16 protein-coding genes and 1 pseudogene are annotated in these 20,059 nt (G+C 43.5%); 8 read left to right on the top strand and 9 right to left on the bottom strand.

Annotation, left to right across the window (positions count from 1 at the left end; genetic code table 11):
• The first annotated feature begins 9 nt into the window (after nucleotides 1–9).
• The 5 genes from HB679_RS09930 to HB679_RS09910 are packed head-to-tail and all read left to right on the top strand — an operon-like array spanning nucleotide 10 to nucleotide 6,696.
• Complete coding sequence (locus HB679_RS09930; protein WP_214071807.1) at nucleotides 10–1,503, top strand: RagB/SusD family nutrient uptake outer membrane protein; 1,494 nt, start codon at nucleotides 10–12, stop codon at nucleotides 1,501–1,503.
• 12 nt (nucleotides 1,504–1,515) lie between these two features.
• Nucleotides 1,516–2,373, top strand: a complete 858-nt coding sequence (locus HB679_RS09925) for a DUF4843 domain-containing protein (RefSeq protein ID WP_214071806.1) — start codon at nucleotides 1,516–1,518, stop codon at nucleotides 2,371–2,373.
• Between the two features lie 17 nt (nucleotides 2,374–2,390).
• Nucleotides 2,391–3,803 (top strand): PKD-like family lipoprotein, encoded by a 1,413-nt coding sequence (locus HB679_RS09920; protein ID WP_214071805.1) that lies wholly within the window; start codon nucleotides 2,391–2,393, stop codon nucleotides 3,801–3,803.
• Between the two features lie 29 nt (nucleotides 3,804–3,832).
• Nucleotides 3,833–4,966 (top strand): TlpA disulfide reductase family protein, encoded by a 1,134-nt coding sequence (locus tag HB679_RS09915; RefSeq protein WP_214071804.1) that lies wholly within the window; start codon nucleotides 3,833–3,835, stop codon nucleotides 4,964–4,966.
• Nucleotides 4,967–4,968: 2 nt separating this feature from the next.
• On the top strand, nucleotides 4,969–6,696 hold the full coding sequence (locus HB679_RS09910; RefSeq protein WP_214071803.1) for a trypsin-like peptidase domain-containing protein: 1,728 nt from the start codon (nucleotides 4,969–4,971) through the stop codon (nucleotides 6,694–6,696).
• 74 nt (nucleotides 6,697–6,770) lie between these two features.
• Here HB679_RS09910 and HB679_RS09905 read toward each other — a convergent pair whose 3' ends face one another.
• From HB679_RS09905 to HB679_RS09890, 4 genes and pseudogenes are all read right to left on the bottom strand, one after another.
• The gene (locus tag HB679_RS09905) at nucleotides 6,771–8,141 is read right to left on the bottom strand and encodes a tryptophanase (protein WP_214071802.1); all 1,371 of its coding nucleotides are present in this window, start codon (nucleotides 8,139–8,141) and stop codon (nucleotides 6,771–6,773) included.
• 178 nt (nucleotides 8,142–8,319) lie between these two features.
• Nucleotides 8,320–9,932 (bottom strand): annotated as a pseudogene (locus tag HB679_RS09900) (cytochrome c biogenesis protein CcdA).
• Between the two features lies 1 nt (nucleotide 9,933).
• Nucleotides 9,934–10,386, bottom strand: a complete 453-nt coding sequence (locus tag HB679_RS09895) for a protein-disulfide reductase DsbD domain-containing protein (protein ID WP_214071801.1) — start codon at nucleotides 10,384–10,386, stop codon at nucleotides 9,934–9,936.
• Nucleotides 10,387–10,407: 21 nt separating this feature from the next.
• On the bottom strand, nucleotides 10,408–11,466 hold the full coding sequence (locus tag HB679_RS09890; protein ID WP_214071800.1) for a cysteine synthase family protein: 1,059 nt from the start codon (nucleotides 11,464–11,466) through the stop codon (nucleotides 10,408–10,410).
• Between the two features lie 147 nt (nucleotides 11,467–11,613).
• Between HB679_RS09890 and HB679_RS09885 the strand changes: the two genes are divergently transcribed.
• Together HB679_RS09885 and HB679_RS09880 are read left to right on the top strand one after the other, a co-directional pair.
• Entirely contained in the window at nucleotides 11,614–12,084 is a 471-nt protein-coding gene (locus HB679_RS09885; RefSeq protein ID WP_214071799.1) for an Lrp/AsnC family transcriptional regulator, read from the top strand.
• A 212-nt stretch (nucleotides 12,085–12,296) separates the two neighbouring features.
• Nucleotides 12,297–13,154, top strand: a complete 858-nt coding sequence (locus tag HB679_RS09880; RefSeq protein WP_214071798.1) for an RNA polymerase sigma factor RpoD/SigA — start codon at nucleotides 12,297–12,299, stop codon at nucleotides 13,152–13,154.
• Between the two features lie 75 nt (nucleotides 13,155–13,229).
• Here the strand turns inward: HB679_RS09880 and HB679_RS09875 are convergent, their stop codons facing one another.
• Nucleotides 13,230–13,787 carry a ferritin-like domain-containing protein gene (locus HB679_RS09875; protein WP_214071797.1) on the bottom strand — a complete coding sequence of 186 codons (558 nt, stop codon included), beginning with the start codon at nucleotides 13,785–13,787 and terminating at the stop codon, nucleotides 13,230–13,232.
• A gap of 172 nt (nucleotides 13,788–13,959) precedes the next feature.
• Between HB679_RS09875 and HB679_RS09870 the strand changes: the two genes are divergently transcribed.
• Nucleotides 13,960–14,892: a manganese catalase family protein gene (locus HB679_RS09870; protein ID WP_214071796.1), complete on the top strand. Its 933-nt coding sequence runs from the start codon at nucleotides 13,960–13,962 to the stop codon at nucleotides 14,890–14,892.
• Nucleotides 14,893–14,982: 90 nt separating this feature from the next.
• Here HB679_RS09870 and HB679_RS09865 read toward each other — a convergent pair whose 3' ends face one another.
• The 4 genes from HB679_RS09865 to HB679_RS09850 form a co-directional block, all read right to left on the bottom strand.
• Nucleotides 14,983–16,332: a Gfo/Idh/MocA family oxidoreductase gene (locus tag HB679_RS09865; RefSeq protein ID WP_214071795.1), complete on the bottom strand. Its 1,350-nt coding sequence runs from the start codon at nucleotides 16,330–16,332 to the stop codon at nucleotides 14,983–14,985.
• 59 nt (nucleotides 16,333–16,391) lie between these two features.
• Entirely contained in the window at nucleotides 16,392–17,681 is a 1,290-nt protein-coding gene (locus tag HB679_RS09860; protein WP_214071794.1) for a sugar MFS transporter, read from the bottom strand.
• A 93-nt stretch (nucleotides 17,682–17,774) separates the two neighbouring features.
• Entirely contained in the window at nucleotides 17,775–18,635 is an 861-nt protein-coding gene (locus tag HB679_RS09855; protein ID WP_214071793.1) for a PKD domain-containing protein, read from the bottom strand.
• A gap of 19 nt (nucleotides 18,636–18,654) precedes the next feature.
• A complete protein-coding gene (locus tag HB679_RS09850; protein WP_214071792.1) occupies nucleotides 18,655–20,043 on the bottom strand; it encodes a DUF4832 domain-containing protein in 1,389 nt (462 codons plus the stop codon).
• Nucleotides 20,044–20,059 lie beyond the last annotated feature (16 nt).

The raw sequence follows: 20,059 nt of genomic DNA, 5'->3' as shown, positions 1-20,059 counted from the left end.
AATCCAGACATGAAGAAATTAATATACTTAACCGTTTTAATCGCTTTAACATCCTGCAATAAGTTTCTGGATGTTAAACCGCAATCTCAGGTGGACAAAGACCAGCTTTTCACTACCGAAGAAGGCTTTGAAGAGGCGCTCAACGGTATATACACACTTTGCTCATCTACTTCCCTTTACGGTGGCAACCTGACGTTTCAGAACGATATCCTTTCGCAGAACTATCAGTTTAATGACGTGGTTTTGCAGCAAACTGCAAATTTCAATTATACGTTACCCTCTGTAGTTAGCAAAAACACCGATACCTGGAACACGGGTTACCGGGCCATTGCAAATTGCAATTACCTGCTGGCTGCAATTGATGACCCCAAGGTACAATTCTCGGGCGCTAACCGCGATTTGATTAAGGGCGAGGCCCTGGCATTACGCGCTTACCTGCATTTTGACCTGCTACGCAATTTTGCACCGGCCTATGTTACCGGTGCCAGCCAGGTTGCTATCCCTTATGTAACGCAGGTAAGTACCAAAAGCACACCAAATTCTACCGTGCAGCAAATCATTGATTTGGCTTTGACGGATTTAGTAGCCGCGAAAGTATTGTTGAAAAACGATCCGATCCTGTCTGCTAGTTATAAAGTAGGCTATCCACCAACTTCGCCGCCACCTTTAACCCCACTACCAAGCACGGGTACTGAGCTGGCTGCGAATGACTTATTTAGTCAGAATCGCCGTCATCGTCTAAACTATTATGCGGTATGTGGCGAAATGGCCCGCGTTTATTTATACAAAGGAGATAATGCCGATGCACTTACCAGCGCACAGGAAGTAATCAACGCCAAAAAGTTCCCTTTTACCAATCAGGATGATTTTTTTGCGAGCGACGTTCAAAAACGAGACCGTATTTTTTATCCGGAATTAGTGGCTTGCTGGTATATTGATAATGCAGGCGAAGTAAACATGCTGCAAAATCTTTATACCGTGTCTAACCCCACCTATAGCGCAACAGTTGACCAGGTAGGCGACATTTACGAAATAGGCGGTGATGGCGCAGAAGACTGGCGCTATAAACAATGGTTTTTATCAACTGCTTCGGTAAGTGGTGGTGCTAACCGTGCTGTCCTGCAAAAATACGTTGAGAACGGTGCACCCCAGGTTAATCTTCATCCGCTGGTTGCGCCTGCCATTCGTCTAAGCGAACTGTATTACATTGCGGCTGAGGCGAGTTTCACAACTAATCCTACCGCGTCGCTGGACTATTACAATACCATACGAGCCAAACGTGGCATCGGCAATGCCCTGACTATTGTGCCCTCTAAAGATGCTTTCATAACACTTTTATTAACCGAGGCACGCAAAGAGTTTTATGGCGAAAACCAGCTATTCTACATGTACAAACGGTTAAATCATGCGGTGGTATTATCCTCTACACAAACCATCCCGCCGTCTAACTCGATTTTTGTATTCCCGAAACCGCAGGATGAACTTACTTATAGAACTAATTAAATGAAAGCAGCCATGAAAATATCAACTTTAATTTTGTTTTTGGTGAGTGCAATTGCGCTAACCAGCTGTAAAAAAGAAGGCTTAACTACTTATAGTTCGCCAAATGGTAAAGACAACATTTATATAGGACTAGGCGTAGCAGACACTGCAGCTTATACTTATACTTTTGCTTACAATCCATCGCAATTGCGCGATACGGTTTGGGTGAAAGTCACCACATCCGGCGACCGGGTAAGTCATGCACGCAGTTTTATATTAGCGGCAGACCCTAAAAGCTCAACAGCTGTTGCCAACCTGCATTACGTGCCGCTCAAGGCAAGCTATGATATGCCGGCTGATTCCGGCGTTATCCATATACCGATAATCCTATTAAATACGGATACCGCACTGCAAAATAAGTCAGTAAGCTTATCTCTGGTTGTAAGTGGTGGTAGCGATTTTAGTACTAATCTGCCCTTAGCCATACGCAGCGAAAAGATCAACTTTTCCAATCGATTAGAAGAACCTGTGTGGTGGCATTATTGGGGTCAATTAGGTGCTTACAGTCGCGTTAAACATCAGTTGTTCCTGATCTCATCGGGTACACGCGACCTGGTTATTCCGGATGGCTCCGTAGATCCTAATTATTACTTACAGATCCCGCGGACCCTATATTACATCGAGAATGTGCACGAGTTTTTGCAAGATCCTTTTACCTGGATAACTCAAAATCCTGATAAAGGTTACGTGCTGACAAAACGCAGCGATAGCACCGGCGACTATGATTTTTATAATTCTAGCGCGCCTGATAAAAAGTTCTGGCTTAAATATTTCCCGTCTGTGAATAAACTCATTTTCATTGACGAATATGGCAACCAGATATTGATTTAATTTTTAAACACAAGGCAATGAGAAACAAGCTATATTTTCTTTTGATATTCCTGGCCGGTACTCTTTTTTCTTGTAAAAAAGACCTGGGGAATTATACCTATCATACCCCGAGCGAACCGATATTAACAGCGTTCACAGACTCCACATTCAACGCCCTGGTGGGCGATACGCTAACACTGGCACCTAAAGTAACCATCGCCGGCGCTAACTATCTAACAGACCTTAGTTATCAATGGGATATTTTAGTTGCCGAAGAAGCGCGAACTGAAACTTTTACCGGTTACCCGCTCAAATTTGTTTATAATCTGGCACCCCAGCTGCGCGATGCTAAGCTAACCATTACGGATAAGCGCAACGGCATTAAGTATTTTTTTCAGTTTAAGATCCTGGGTGGCACTCAATTCTCTACCGGCACTACAGTATTAAGCGTTGATAACGGGATAACTAAATTATCTTTTATCAAACCTGATAACTCTGTTATATCCAATTTGTATAAATCTTTAAACGGAGAAGATCTACCTGTAACGCCGACGCAACTGTTTGCCAAACCTTTGGCGTATCAACCCGGATCGGTAGAAAACTACTGGGTAATTTGCCAGGACCCGGCTAACCCTGGGGTTGTGATTGACGGCAGTACTATGCTGCGCAAAAACTACTTTAAGGATCAGTTTTTCATTGCACCGCCAACCATCAATTTGGGAAGCTTTGAAGCGTCAAACGGTACCCCTACCGCCGAGATTAATGGCAAGCTATATTTATCGGTAACGCAAACGGCGCCGTTTGCTCCGGACTTTGGTAAATTTTCAAGCGCCCAATCTGGCGATTACACACTATCTAAATTCTACACGCGTACGCCCAGCTACTTCTTTGGCTTTGATGCAACGGCACAATCGTTCATCACTTTTGATGGTGGTGGTAATTATATGGGGAATGATTTTGCAACCGACGGTTCAGCTTTCGACGCGAAACATATTGGCACAAGCAACATGCTGTTCATGCAGGCCCAACCGGGGCAATCTTACGCTTACATAAAAGGCACCGATGGCAAAATTTATGAATTGTCTTTTTATATCGATATGGACGACTACTCGCAACGCTCCATTCACATCTATGGCAAACGCGAGTTTAAAGGCGAGGCATTTGTAACGGATGATACAAAATGGCAAAAATCAACAGTTGACATTTTCTATTTCACATCTAACGACAAGATTTACCGTTATAACCCCCTTAACCAGGATCTGCGCACGCTTGACGCCAATATGAACGGCAACAAGGTAACCATGATCAAGCTAAGTGCCGATGGTAATACCTTAACCGCTGGAACTAATGGTAGCTTATATACCCTAGACGTAAGCGTAGGTAAAAACGGCACCATTACTAAAACTATCAATGGTATACCCGGCTCTCCGGTCGACATGGTTATCAGATAAATCAACAACATAAAATCAACCAAATACAAATGAAAAAGATATTAAATTTATTGTTATTAACCGCGTCGTCATTAGTGGCCACTGCGCAATCTTCGCATTTTACCATTACTGGTCATATTGGTAACCTTGGCGCACCCGCCAAGGTTTACTTTGACTACATGACCGACAATAAAGGCCACGGCGATTCTGCCATTGTAGTTAATGGTAGTTTTAAATTTACGGGCCACATGAACCCTTATAGCTCGTGTCGTATGGCGCTTGACCATAAAGGTGCAGGTAAGGACATGGCAACGCACGGTCTTGATGTGCTTTATTTCAATTTTGCTGATGAAAATATGGAGATCAATTCTAAAGATTCATTAACCGATGCGAAAATCACAGGCTCTAAAACCTATGACGAGTATTCAGCTTATGTAAAGGAAGTTGGACCAATGCCCTGGGATATTGATAGAATATCTAACGCCCAGATTGCAGCCGCGCCAGAATTGGTTGGCGATACCGCTTTCACCAACCAGGTAGCACGTCAGCATTACAAAATGGTAGCCGACTATCAAATTAAAAACTTTGAATTCGCTAAAACGCATCCCGACTCTTATTTCGCGCCGATAGCGTTGTTTGGCGCTGCATCCAATGAACATTCGGTTGCCAAAGCAGAGCCTGTATTTAAAGCCATGAGTCCTCAAATACAAGCTACTGACGCCGGTAAAACTATCCAGGAGTTTATTAATGCACATTATCGATTAAAGGTTGGTGGTACCGCGCCAGACTTTACCCAGGTAAACGTTGCAGGCAAGCCGGTAACCTTATCAGCTTATAAGGGTAAAATTGTATTGATCGATTTTTGGGCAAGCTGGTGTTCGCCTTGTCGCCAGGAAATACCTAACCTGGTAACTCAATACAAAATGTATAAAGACAAAGGTTTGGAGATACTATCAGTATCATTGGATAGCAGCCGCGACAAATGGCTGAAAGCTGTACAACAAGAAGGCATGGCATGGCCACAGGTTTGCGATCTGAATGGTCAGAGCAACAGTGTGGCCCGCTTGTATGGCGTGTCGGCTATCCCGGCTACATTTTTGGTTGACCGTAATGGCAACCTGATTGAAACCGGCTTACGTGGCGAAGACCTGAATAAGAAACTGGCTGAATTATTTAAAGACTAGTGATGACTATTGTACATCAAAGTTTTAAAATAGTGAAAGTTATTTACCGGTTAACGTTTGCCGTGGCGCTGGTACTCTGCGTCTTTTATCCGCAGGTTTCATCTGCACAAAAAAGCCAGGCTCTAAAACTACAGGAGCAATTATCCTCAGTAATTAAACGGGTTAAACCGGCCTGTGTACGCATGTGGGGATTTGATACCCTGGCTCAGCAACGCACAAGCGCACAATTTAGCGCCGTGGTAATTAAGGATGGTTATATATTAACAGCCGCCCATGTTTCTGCCCCGGGAAATACCTATCAGGTTATGTTTCCTGACGGACGCGTGGGAATTGCCACAGCATTAGGCAAGATTGAGCTTTCAGAAGATAAAACCCGCCCCGATGTGGCGCTTATGAAGATGGTAAGCATCGGCGACTGGCCATATGCAGAGATGGGTAATTCGGCCGAGCTTAAGCCAAACCAGCCATGTTTGAGCATTTCGTATCCGGAAACGCTTAACCAATCACCGCCAACCGTAAGATTTGGCCATATTACAGAGCCCCGCGTAACGCGGGGTTTTATTAAGTCTACCTGTATGATGGAACCCGGCGATTCCGGCGGCCCGCTATTTAATGCCGACGGCGAAGTAATTGGCCTGCACAGCGCTATAGAAATACCGGAAGCAGACAACTATGACGTGCCGGTTAACTCTTATAAAAAATATTGGGCGGCATTGAACGTGGCCATGGTATACCATACGCTACCCGAGGCAACCAATACTATGGACGAGTTCTCCGGAAAAAAACAACCGGCAGGTACTTCTTTACTTCAGGATATGGCATCGTTTACCGGTGTTGGTAAAAGTTATCAAAAAAGTATTATGTCCATCTCCAGTGTTTTACAGGGCAGAAATCAGACGATAGCGGGTACGTTGATCTCTCTTAAAGGGACTTCACTAGAAAAGGCTTTAGGATCTTTTGTAGTCATTTCCAAAAGCTCCATGGTTGGCGATACAGATATCACCGTCGCCGGTAAGAAGGCAACAGTAATCAAGCGGGACAAAGAAACCGACCTGGTGATGCTGCGTCCGGGTGTAAGTTTTCCTGGCGGCATTGATTTGAAAAGGACATCTTCGGGAAATATAGCTGAAGGCACTTTTTTGATCTCGCCAGGGATTGATACTGCTGCTGTAGTTGGCATTTTGGGTAGCGATCGTTTTGATCTGCCTAAAGTAACCGGCGCAGGCTTTTTGGGTGCTACAGCGCAACATGCCAGCCAGCCAGCTAAGTTGTATTTTGTCCGAGCAGGATCGCCCGCGGCAAAGAATGATTTCCGGGTGGGCGACATCATTGCCCAGCTCGATGGTAAACCCGTCGAAAATGCAGCCGGATTTTTAGACTCGATGTCAACCTATTGGCCGGGAGATATAGTCACCATAAAATTGAAAAGAGGGTCTGAGGAATTTGTAAAGTCAATTGCATTAACTTATCCACCTCAGATAAAGCATGACCACCCCGCCGAGAACTTCGCAGGCGGCAAAAGCCTGCGACGCGACGGTTTTAATAGCGTCTATGTGTATGATGCTGTTTTAAAAGCCGACCAGTGCGGTGGTCCTGTGTTCGACATCAACGGTAATTTTCGCGGGATCAATATCGCACGATTTAGCCGCGCTTGCACCGTAATATTAAGTGTAAGTGATGTCATTCAATTCTTGAATAATAGCGTTGACAACACCAAACCGAGAAGTTAATAAATAGTAATAGTTAATAGTGTGCAAAAGCCATAAGTCTTACGATTTATGGCTTTGCTATTTGGTTGACGATGTTAAACCGTCTCAAATTTGGCAGTAAAATGTCTCAAAAACGGAGTCTCGTAAGTAATTTTCAACCCTTTGATGGCCGACCTGTTCTCATAAACTGCAATGATAACTTCCGCTAAGTAGTCCATATGACTTTGTGTATAAGTTCGTCGCGGGATGGCCAGTCTGACCAGTTCCATAGCTGATGGGGTTAGTTTTCCATCGGCATCATATTTTCCAAACATAACAGATCCTATTTCTACACCACGTACGCCACCTTCAAGGTAAAGGGCGCAACTCAACGCCTGCCCGGGATATTGATGCGCAGGGATATGATCTAAAAATGCTTTAGCATCCAGATAAATGGCGTGACCACCTGTCGGCTTTAGAAACGGAATATTGTGGCTCTCCAGCTTCTCTCCTATATACTCAATGCTGCGAATGCGGTATTTCAAGTAATCTTCATCAACTATTTCCGTCAGGCCTATAGCTATTGCATCCAGGTCGCGGCCCGCAAGGCCACCATAGGTTGGGAAGCCTTCAGTAATGATCAATAGGTTACGGCATTCCTCCGCCAGTTGCGCGTCATGCAATGCCAGGAAACCGCCGATATTGGCAAAGGCGTCTTTTTTGGCGCTCATGGTACAGCCATCGGCATAACTAAACAGTTCTTGCGCTATTTCCAAAACTGTTTTATGCGCATACCCAGCCTCGCGATGTTTAATAAAATAACAGTTTTCGGCAAAACGGCAGCAATCAATAAAAAATGGGATATGATGTTGGTTGCATATTGCCCGGGCTGCCTTGATATTTTCCATACTTACCGGCTGGCCGCCACCCGAATTATTGGTAACGGTAAGGATCACCATAGATATATCAGCCGGATCATGTTGCCCGATAAACGCAGTTAACGCGTCCAGATCTATGTTTCCTTTAAAAGGTGCTGCTACCGCTGGATCATGTCCTTCAGGACATAACAAATCAACGCCCGTAGCTCCTGAGAATTCAATATTGGCGCGGGTGGTATCAAACAAGGTGTTGCTTAATACATACTTGCCTTTTCCACCTTTGACAGTAAAGAGAATCTTTTCTGCAGCTCTCCCTTGGTGAACCGGGATAATATAGGGCATAGCTGTAAGGTTCCGTACAGCCTCTTCAAAGCGAAAAAAACTGTCACTGCCGGCGTAACTTTCATCGCCATTCATGATGCCGGCCCATTGAGCACTGCTCATGGCACCCGTACCGCTGTCTGTAAGCAGGTCAATAATAACGTCGCGGGCTTTTAATAAAAAGGGATTGTAGGCTGCTTCCTGCAGCAATTGCCGGCGTTGCCCGGCACTGGTAAAATGAATCGGCTCAACCGATTTAATTCTAAATGGTTCTATGATGGTTTTCATGAAAAAATAAATTAATACTGAATGAATAAACTGCAAGTTGATACAGCTTTCAATCAGGACGCTTAATGATATTTTTCCAGTGAGATTTCATAGGTTTTAAAAAAAACATCCGCTTCAGGAGATGCTTTTCAGGGGGTCTATTAACTACTAACTTATCTTAAGAACGATTGAAGACTTTTTATTGTTGTTTATGGTAGGCGGTTAATCCGCTTTGTAGGTATTTCAAATAATTGATCGGGTCATAATTTGCACCTTGAGGTGGTACCATCGCTGTTTGCGTTTCGGGGTCTAACAATACATAAAAGGGCTGCGAGTTAGCTTGAAACTTACTGGTTTGCAAATAGCTCCATTTGTTACCTATGGTTTTAATAGCTCGCCCCTCGGGCGTAACCGTTTGCTCGGCCGGAGCGAGATCCGTTTTATCATCTACATATAGTTGTATCAAAACATAGTCTAGGTTAATGGTTTGCCCTACTTGTTCATCTGTCCACACATTTGCTTCCATTTTGCGGCAGTTTACACAGGCATGGCCTGTAAAATCAATCATCACCGGTTTGTGCATCTTTTAGCGTAAGCCAAACCCTCGTCGTAATCAAAATAAGGATTGAAGCCTTTGGGTTTGTCAAACAGGTTTGTGTACTTATGTGGAGTTGTATCGGTACTTACAAAAGCGCTTTGCCCGGTATTAGCCGACAAATCAAAATCCTGCGTAGCCATTGGCGGTAAGAACGCGCTTACAGACTTTAGCGGCGCTCCCCAAAGGCCCGGCATCAGGTATAGTGCGAAAGCTAATACGATTATAGCCAGAAACAAACGCGGAACACTAACAAAGTTCATCTCACTATCATGCGAGAATTTCAACTTACCCAATAAATAAAATCCGCCCAGCGTGGTAATTATAATCCAGAGGACAAGGAAAATCTCACGGTCGAATAAATGCCAGTGGTAAGCCAGATCGACATTACTTAAAAATTTTAATGATAGGGCCAGTTCCAAAAAGCCCAGTACCACCTTTACGCTGTTTAACCAACCACCGGATTTAGGCAGCGCGTGCAACAGCGAAGGAAACAAGGCAAAAACAGTAAACGGAATTGCCAAAGCCAACGCAAAACCAAACATACCTATGGCAGGGCCCAGTAAAGCGCCGGTAGTGGCGGCTTGTACCAACAGGGTGCCGATGATTGGCCCGGTACAACTAAATGATACCAGCGCAAGCGTAGCCGCCATAAAAAACATTCCAGCCAAGCCTCCTTTGTCGGAATTTGAGTCCATTTTGTTAACCCATGAACTTGGTAAAGTAATTTCAAAAGCCCCAAGGAAGGAGGCTGCGAAAACAACCAATAGCAAGAAGAAGAAAAAGTTAAAAACGCCGTTGGTAGACAAGCTATTTAGTGCATCTGCGCCAAATATTACAGTAATAATCAGCCCCAATATCACATAAATAGCGATGATAAAAAAGCCGTATAAAGATGCTTTGCCAACTGCCCCGCTTTTTTTACCTGCGCTTTTAGTAAAGAAGCTCACTGTAAGCGGTAACATCGGGAAGATACAAGGCATAAGCAGTGCTACGAAGCCGCCTACTAATCCTGCCAAAAAAATAGCCCATAAAGATTGTTTCTGCGCATGATCTGCCGAAACAATAGCAGCGGATGTAATTTTTTTGACCACAGGTTTTACAACAGCAGCCGGTGTATCTGTGCTAAAAGTAACGCCTGCAGTATCCGGCTTTTGGGGAACCGCCCAAAATGCCGGAACAATCAACAAAATAAAAACAAAGAGAAACTTCCTCATGCTATTTTACAGGGATGCTAAATTCAATATCGTCTGGTGGAAGGCATTGCTTGTCATTGCAAGTCATGTATTCCAGTTTGCCTTTAACTACAGCCTGACCTGCTTTAAGCTTGATTTTTTGTTGAAAGATAGCTTCGTGCTCAAAAAAGCTGACATCCATGTTAAAAGCTTTTTCGTTACGTGTAATAGGGGTTGGCTCCTGCGTGGTACCAACCAGCGTATATGCTTTAGAGGTATCGAACATAAAAGTGGTTTTAACCGGGCCGCCGTCTTTTACAAATTGGGAATACAAGTGCCAACCATCATCAATGGAAGCTTTCATGAAAACAACCGCTTCATGAGTATTGATTTTTTTGGCGCCATAGCTCCAACGTACCGGGGTTAATATTTGTGCCGATGTTTTTAAAACAGTGCCGGTTAATAATAAGGCTATTGCTAGCAGTAATTTTTTCATGTTTTAGTAGTGTTAGTAGATTTATTGATTCGGTTCGTTTAAACGGGGCATAGGTTGATAATTCACAAACTCGGTGTCGGTTGAGTAATAGCCTGGTTTAACCGGCTCCTCACGAACAAGGTCTGTACTCAGGTATTTTTTGTTACTATCACACAGAAGGGTAACCACCACAGCGTCATCGCCCATTTCTTCTCTAAGCTTTATAGCTCCGATTACGTTGGCTCCGGACGATATACCCACTGCTAATCCCAATTGCTTACTTAGTTTTTGAGCCATGATAATTGCATCACCGTCGCTGGCCTGGCTAACTTTATCTAATTCATCTAAATGAACAATGGCTGGTATAAACTCGTCAGAAATTCCCTGAATACGGTGACTGCCTACTTTATGGCCAGTAGTCAATGTAGGAGATTCGGCAGGTTCAAGCGGATGGATGCAAACCTTAGGATTAAGCATTTTTAAGTAGCGCCCCACCCCCATCACGGTGCCGCCGGTACCTACGCCGGCAACAAAAGCGTCGGGCATTATGCCGTTAGCAGCCAACTGCCGCCAAATTTCACGGCCGGTTGTTTTCTCATGCGCTTCGGCGTTGAAATCATTTTCGAACTGACGCGGCAAAAACACGTCGTCACTAGCTCTGGCCATTTGCTCGGACAGTTGGATACTACCCAGGAAACCGCCTTGCGCTTTACTTACCGGAATAACCTCGGCTCCCATGCTTTTAATAATATCTACACGCTCCTGGCTTAACCAGTCGGGCATGATTATCTTTACCGGGTGGCCCAGCGCTTTCCCTATCGCGGCAAAAGCGATGCCGGTATTACCCGAAGTCGCTTCAACAATGGTATCTCCCTTTTTTATTTTTCTTTGCAGATAGGCCTGATATAATATATACAGCGCCATACGGTCCTTAACACTACCTGTAAGGTTATAATGTTCGCATTTTGCGTAGATCTTTCCTGGCTTGCCTTTAAAGGTGTAACTAACGGCAATCATGGGTGTGTTTCCCACCAGGTGCCATAAGTTTTTAAACTGATTTTCCTCTTCGGGTGCCAAGGCTGTTTCCGCTGTCAATTTCATGATATTTATTTCAGTAAAAATCAGCAACGGTAATTATTCTAACAATTATTTCTCTTAAATCCGAAAATTTTACGGATATTTATTAAAAAATTAGTTGTATTTACAGTTTGCGGTATTAATTGATCTCTAACTTGTTTCTATTTCCAAATGCTCACCATAAGTTCTCTTGACGCGACTGACATCGCCCTGCTTAAATTACTGCAAGTTGACGCCTCGCAGACTCATAAAGAACTGTCCTTTAAACTCAGAAAATCTGTAGCCACCGTTCATGAACGTACCCGCAGACTAAAAGAACAGGGTTATATTAAAGGCGTTGTGGCTATCCTTGACCGCAAAAAGATTGACCGCAGCCTGATTGCCTTTAGCCAGGTATTATTGAGCGATCACGCCGCGGAGACGTTGGGAGGATTTGAGCAGGAAGTTGCCAAATTTCCGGAAGTGATGGAGTGCTTTCAAATGACTGGGGCGTTTGATTTTATTTTACGTATTGCCACTCCCGATATGGATGCTTATCATGATTTTTACCGGCATAAACTGGCAATCTTACCCAATATCAAAACGGTGGAAAGCTTTTTTGTGCTCTCGCAAACTAAAAGCGATACTGCTTATCCGCTTTAAAGGTATTAGGGTGCCAAACAACACTTTTTACTTAAGCTTAACCTCATTGAGCGGTTTTTAGCTATTATTGGTAAATTTCCTTAAATTAATTGCTGTAAAGTAGCATGACTGAACAGGTTGAAAATATTGAAACGCATTGGACCAGCGATTAAAACCCCGCGCCCCCGTTTAATTACATCCAGTCCACTTAATATTGCGTATCTTTGCCCTCCATGAGACAACTTAAGATCACCCAATCTATTACCAACCGCGAATCGCAATCCCTTGATAAATATCTTTCAGAGATAGCAAAAGTCGAACTGATTACCGCGGAGGAAGAAGTTAGATTGACACAAAAGATCCGTGAAGGAGATCAGGTTGCGCTGGAACGTCTCGCCAAAGCTAATTTGCGCTTTGTGGTTTCGGTTGCCAAACAATACCAAAATCAGGGACTTACTTTAGGTGATCTGATCAATGAAGGCAACTTGGGTTTAATTAAAGCTGCCGGTCGTTTCGATGAGACGAAAGGCTTCAAATTCATATCTTATGCAGTTTGGTGGATCCGCCAGGCTATCCTGACAGCCGTAGCAGAGCAATCAAGAATTGTGCGTTTACCGCTAAACCAGGTAGGTTCGCTTAACAAGATCAGGAACGCTTCATCCAGGCTGGAACAACAATTCGAACGCCCGCCTACTCCCGAAGAGGTAGCTGAGGATTTGGAAACCAGCGTTGATAAGATCACTGACTCTATGGCTAACGCCGGTCGTCATATCTCTATGGATGCTCCTTTCGTACAGGGAGAAGAAAATACGTTGCTGGATGTTTTACAAAATTCTGAACCGGGAACGGATAGCGATTTATTGACGGATTCTTTGGCTCAAGAGATCAGACGTTCACTCGGTTCATTAGCAGAACGCGAAAGAGAAGTATTGGTACTTATATTTGGCTTAAACGGTGTCGCATCGCATTCGCTGGAAGAAGTAGGTGAAAAATACAACCTTACCCGTGAACGTGTCCGTCAAATCAAAGATAAAGCGCTTAACCGCTTACGCCAGGGCACTAAAGCTCAATTGCTCCAATCTTATTTATAAATTATTAAAATAAAAATACGTTCACTTAAAAAGGGATGCCTCTCAGCATCCCTTTTTTAATAACATTTTTATTATCTATTCTACTTCAGCGGCGGCGGCGTCATTCACGTAATTTTCGGCTACCTGGGTTAAAAGGGAATCAGCATTTTTCTCTTCGGCTAAAGTTTCATCCAATAAGCTTTGCGCTTCGCTTAAACCTAAAGTGCCTGCTAAGGTACGCAGGGTGCCATACGAAGCTATCTCGTAATGCTCAACCTTCTGTGCGGCTGATATGATCGCTACATCACGTACTTCGGTGCCCTTTTCGGTATCTTCTAATAATTCGGTAGCTTCTTTCAGCAGTCCTTCCATTGCCAGGCATTTTTTGGCTACCGCTTTTTCACCTATCGAATCAAATACACTTTCTAAGCGAGTAATCTGATTTTTTGTCTCTTCAAGGTGCGTAGTAATGGTTTGTTTTAAATCTTCGGACGTTGCGCCTTTGATCATTTTAGGTAAGGCAGAAGCTAAATGTTTCTCGGCCCAATAAATGTCTTTTAACTCGTCAACGAATAATTCTTTTAAAGCGCTTTCGGCTTCTGGTGTACGTGTTGCAGCTACTGCAGACGCTTTCTTGTTTGTTTTTGTAGGCATAATGTTAAGTTTATTTTATGTACCGCCATCATGCAATTCGCGTTCCATTTTTACTATTAATTTATTTTTTTAATTCGAAACATAGTTTATCACCAATAGTTGTATCAATACGTCCGTTCCAGATCTTACTAGCCGCTGCTGATATCAATTTAACACACTAAAATTTACTATTATGTTTCATCATGTAAAAGATTTACAATTTAATGCAAGGGTATCCCGCCCCGATCCACGTTTTGCCAATTTATTATTAGAGCAATTCGGTGGCGAAAACGGAGAATTAGCTGCGGCTATGCAATATTTCACCCAGGCATTCGGCGCTAAGGTTCCACATCCTGACAAATATGATATGTTGATGGATATTGCCACCGAAGAATTCAGTCACCTGGAAATTGTGGGCGCAACCATCCAAATGCTGCTCAAAGGTGTTAACGGCGAACTAAAAGATGCTGCCGACCAAAGCGAGATCATGCAGGTAATGGATGGCAAAGCTGCTAAAGAAAGCATTATACATGCAGCATTAAGCGCTAATCCGCAGTTTCCTATCATTACAGGTGGTGGTGTAACGCCGCGAAATAGCCAGGGCATCCCCTGGTGCGCGTCTTATATCAACTCAAATGGCGATCTGACGGTCGATCTGCGCAGCAACCTGGCATCTGAGTCGCGAGCAAAATTGGTTTACGAGCACCTGATGAAATTTACCGATGATCCGTATATTCATGAAACCCTGTCTTTTTTGATGACCAGGGAGGTAACACATTATAAAATGTTTGAAGCAGCGTTGGATAGCATTCCTAATAATTTCCCGCCGGGCGTGTTGGCTGCCGATCCGCGTTATCTGCAAAACACTTATAACCTGTCTGACGGCACCGTACGCGGTCCCTGGAATCAAGGCGAAATAAAAGGCTTGGGTAAAGACTTTATTTATGTTGAAAATCCGTTACAACAGGCCAGAGGAACTCAAGGCCAAACCAAATTGCCGGAAGACTTCAGTAAAGAACTGAAAGACAAAGAGAAATTAGATAAACAAATGAGCGCCGAAAAAAGTGCAGAAGTGAAAGACGCAGAACCAAAAGGTATTGCGCAATGGAGTGATTACAAAGGTTAAACTTATTGAAGTTAGTGTCCTGGCGGCGCTGTAATAAACATAAAAGGCTGCCTTAAATAAGGCAGCCTTTTATAATAAAACTCGATTTATTTAAAATCCACTATCATCCAGCGCAAAGGTATTTTTCTTGGTTTTCCATTTACCCTGGGTAAAGTCCGGAAACTCTTGCGGTGCATTGCCTTCTTTTAATGATTTTGTAGACAATGGTGTAATTACACTCATGGTAACAGAATCATAAACATCAATAGGGGTTTGTTTCTTTTGCTTAACAGATTCAACAAAGGCATTAAATACAAACCAGTCCATACCGCCGTGGCCCGCGCCTTCGGCAAACTTTTCATATTTTTTCCATAGTGGATGGTCATACTTGTCAAACCAGGTTTTCGCCGGGTCCCAGGCATCGTCTTCTTTTGATTTATGGTCGATATAAACACTATTGGCTACGTCCATCCAAAGGCCTTTAGTACCCTGTACTCTAAAACCTAAAGAATATGGCCTTGGCAAGTGTGTATCATGGCTCAACAATACGGTTTCGCCATTGGCGCAGTTAAGCATGGTGGTAGTTACGTCGCCATTTTTAAAGTTTATCTTGGCGGTTTTATTGCCCGGCGATAACTCCTCGACGTAAGACGACAATCCTCTGGCCTTCGAACTTACCGACACCAGGTTGGTGAAACGGTTTCCCGCATTAATATTAGCGTAATGCATACAAGGGCCTGCACCATGAGTAGGGTAAATATCACCGTCGACATCGATATTAAACTGGGTACGCCATTGCGCCTCGCTTAACGCGTTAGGGCCATATTCAACTCCGCCGCCGTAATATTGTTTACCGTTGTTGAACAATACACCACGGAGGTTATGCTGATAACCACCTTCTAAGTGAACAATTTCGCCAAACAGATCCTGGCGCTGCATGTTCAGGGCAGCCATCACATCGCGGCGATAGCACACGTTTTCAAGCGTCATGTAAGGCATCCCGGTTTTCTCTGAGGTATGTACAATATCCCAATGATCTTCGACGGTAAGGCCTGCAATCACCTCACAGCCCACATATTTGCCTGCCTTCATAGCATCAATGGCTTGTGGATGGTGAAACTGCCACGGCGTGGCTATAATTACCGCATCAATATCTTTACGGTCAAGCAACTGCTTATAAGCATCCAGCCCTCCGGTATATTCTTTTATTGGTGCATGGCCGCGCTTGGCTACAAACTCCCGGAAAACTTTTAATGAGCTTTCCTGGATATCGCATACAGCTACAATTTCCACGTCATCACGCAGTAAACCTTCTGTTACGTGGTTCATGCCGCGCGCGCCAACGCCTATGTAACCTAATCTGACTTTTTGAGGTGCAGACGCAAAAAGGCTTCCGGCAGGCAGTATGGTTATACCTGCAGCGGCAATTGCACCGGTTCTTAAAAATGTTCTTCTTTCCATATTCAGTGTATAAATTGATATACCATCCGTTGAGGCGAATGATATTGATTTTTATTTATTTAAGCTTTGCCCAGAGTATCCTTATGACCCGAAACAGCGTAATAACATATATAAGCGTAACAGGGCACTACCGTGCATAAAAACGCCAGTTGCGTTGGCAACGATTTAGCTAAAGCTGCATAAACCTGCGGCAGTACGGCCCCTCCTGCTATACCCATAACCAACAGGGCCGAACCCAATTTGGTATATTTACCCAACCCTTTTATGGCCAGCGGAAAAATGGCAGGCCACATTAGCGAGTTAGCAAAACCCAACAGCGCTATAAATACAATACTGATATAGCCATGGGTAAGGTAAGCTGCAATGCTAAACAAGATACCAACAATGGCCGAGATCATCAAAGCTTTTTCCTGGCTTATATATTTAGGAATGGTTGCTATACCGATAATATAGCCTACCACCATTGACGCAAGCGTATAAGAGGTAAAAATCTTGGTTTGATCAAGGCTCATACCTAATGACTTGCCGTAGGTGCCAATCACGTCGCCCGCCATAACTTCAACCCCTACATAGAGAAAGAGACACAACACACCTAAAGTAAGGTTACGATGCTTAAAGATGCTGGTTCTGGAAGCTACAACTGCTCCGTTTCCATCAACATGGTCTTTCTCGGTATTAATCTCTGGCAGCGATGAATATTTAACCAATAACGCCAGCGTAGTCAACACTACGGCTATAATTACATATGGTAATACTACACGCATTGCCAACTGACTCAATAAAGCCTCTTTTTGAGCTGCGTTTGTAATTGTTTTTAGTTGATTTTCAATACCCTGTGCGCCTTTTAGCACCAATGCACTTAATATCAACGGGCTAAGCGCTCCGGCTGCCTTGTTACAGATACCCATTATACTGATACGTTGTGCAGCACTTTCAATAGGGCCTACAATGGCTATGTATGGGTTAGATGCAGTTTGTAGTAATGACAAACCCATCCCCTGTACAAAAAGTCCGATTAAAAACAGTGAAAACGTACGGGTATTAGCAGCCGGTATAAATATCAACGCCCCAATAGCCATAACAAATAAACCAAGCGACATACCATTTTTGAAGCCCGTTCTTTTCAGGATATGCGATGATGGTATCGACAGAAAGAAATAAGCCATATAAAACGCCGATGTTACCAGCAAAGCCTGCGAAGTATTGAGTTGGCAAGCCAGCTGCAAAAAAGGAATGAGTGTACCATTTAGCCAGGTAACAAAACCAAAAACAAAAAAGAGCGCCCCAATAATAACTATAGGGTTGACTGTTTTTTTGATTTGCTGTGGCGGAAGCTGAGCTGTTGTCATCGAAAAATATTAAGCGATTTAATTTATCGGGTAAAATAAACCCACACCAACCCTGCAATACAGAGTCCGGTGTGGGTTTGGGGTTGTTATATCTTATAATTTTATTTGTAAAAATGCAGACGTAGCCGAATTATTAGAAGGGATAGCTCCTAATTGCGCATAGCCCGATGTACTTTCAACAATGCACAAATTGATTGCTGTTTTTAAAGTACCAAGTTTTGCTTTGGGTATAGAAAACTCTATAACATTTTTACCACTTACAGATTTTATGGCAGAATAATGCAATACATCGGCAATGTCAAATATCGGCGAGAATGAGAAACTGGCAGGGTCGCCGCTATGTACATATAAACTGCCCCAGCCGCCAACCAAGCTGCCTTCAAACAAAAACTCGGCACCTGCACCTGCAGGGTATTGTGCGGTTACAAAACCTGTTTTAGCGTTATTGTCGGCATCTATATACATATCCATAATAGCAAACTGCATAGCCGGGGTGCCTTCCAGGTAAACATTAATATCTGTTGGCGAAGCAAAAGTTTTAATAGCTAATAAAGTACCGCCGTTCACCACGTCAGTATTGGTATATGCATAATCAACATATTGCCAATCTGAGAAATCGCCATCTATCTTGATGTTTGGGCCAATGATGCTAACCGTATCTGTAAATTTACTCACGCTAGAGCCTTGCGTTGCGGTTAAAGTAACCAGGAAATCGCCCTTGCTTTTAAAGATGTGTTGCGGAGATCTTTTGGTTGATGTTTCGCCACTTTGATCACCAAAATCCCAACTGTATGTCGATGCATTTTGCGAGAAATTGGTAAAATTAACGTTAAAACCATCGGCAACGTAACTAAACACGGCCTTGGTGCCGCTGCCCCCGTCCGTCTTTTTACAGGCGTTTATGCCCAGCGTAATTAACGCTATACAGCATAGGTATATAAAAGTCTTTTTCATTGTTTTAATATTTTAAAGATTACATAATTTTTAAAGTCGATTTCAAATCATTCATCCCGCCATTATCTTCAACCCAGGTACCCACATTGCCCAACCTTACAGCATATTCTATCCTGCTTTTTAAGTTTGGAGCCTGATCTGCAATACGCAGATATAGTGAGTAAGTACCTGCAGGTATACCGCTCAGGCTTACAGACTCATCCAACTTAACCGTAGCAGCCGGCTTTATACCGCGGATATCATAAGTAAGCGGCGCTTCATAGTAAGTACCTGTTGTGGTGTTTTTTAAGATGATACTGGTGTTCTTTTTGTTGTAAAGGGGCGCATAACCTACATTGGTGATGTTTATGCCCAATTTTAAACTTCCGTTTACAGTGGCCTGGGCCGGCAATACCGCGTTAACTAATGCCAGTCGGTACCCCAGGTTTCTCAGAAACTCGTTAAAACATCCTGATGTTTTCCATGCGCTAAGTGTTGGCTGGTAGTAATCCATGTTCAGGTAGGTCCAACGTAAAAGTTGCATCTGAGTTCTGGCCTGGTCACATCCGTTTGCGTAGTCACCAATCGGCGGGCAGGTTTCGCCGCCTACCGGTACATATAAACCCTCGTTGTTAATATATTGCTTCTCTAAAGTGGCGTTTACATAAGTGCCGTAATCGTCGGCGCTTGATAAGAAACAATCGTTATGCTGTCCTACCCTCGCTATATCCGTTCCTGAATAACCCTGAGCTGCAGTAATAGCCACCGCGGTACCAAAAACCTGTTGTTTTTGTGTCGGGGTACGTACCTGTACCATTATATCAGTTGGTACCACACTCAGTAACTTAGTAAGTATGGTCTTTTCGTTATCTGGGGTAGCTAAACCGTTGGTCGAGTCATGCCATTCGCCATAATCGCCAATAAAACCTGCCTGCACAAATGCTATCACATCTTTGTTTGCTTCTAAAATAGGCTTTAGCTGATCCATGTGCTGCTCAACTATAGCAAGTGGGGCATCGGTATCAGTTTCAGTATAGGCAAAGCGTACAACGCCTTTAAGGCCTGCATTGCGAATTGTGTTTAGGTCTGTCTGGATAAAATCGAGGTAGGTTTGATCAATTGCCTTGTTTTTATAATCTGACAAATAGAAATCTCTGACTACAAGCGTTGTATTTTGATTTACACGAAAAGTATTTAATGATACCGGATCGAGAGGGGTATTTGTGGTATATGTTTTTGTAAATCCCCGTTCAGGGTTTGGGAATATATCTGTCGAAAGGTCAAATTTAACGCCTTCGTCTGTTGTAACAACAGGAGGATTACTTCCGCCACCGGCGGCGCTCTTTTTACAGGCTACAAATATGCCGCAGCTCAGTAAAGCAACTATAGCGCCCGCGCCAATTAGTTTATTAAAATTCTTCATCTTCATCATCTTATAGTTTTAG

This window comes from Mucilaginibacter sp. dw_454 (assembly GCF_018449775.1).
GTDB lineage: Bacteria > Bacteroidota > Bacteroidia > Sphingobacteriales > Sphingobacteriaceae > Mucilaginibacter.
This window is presented reverse-complemented; position numbering and strand designations above follow the sequence as displayed.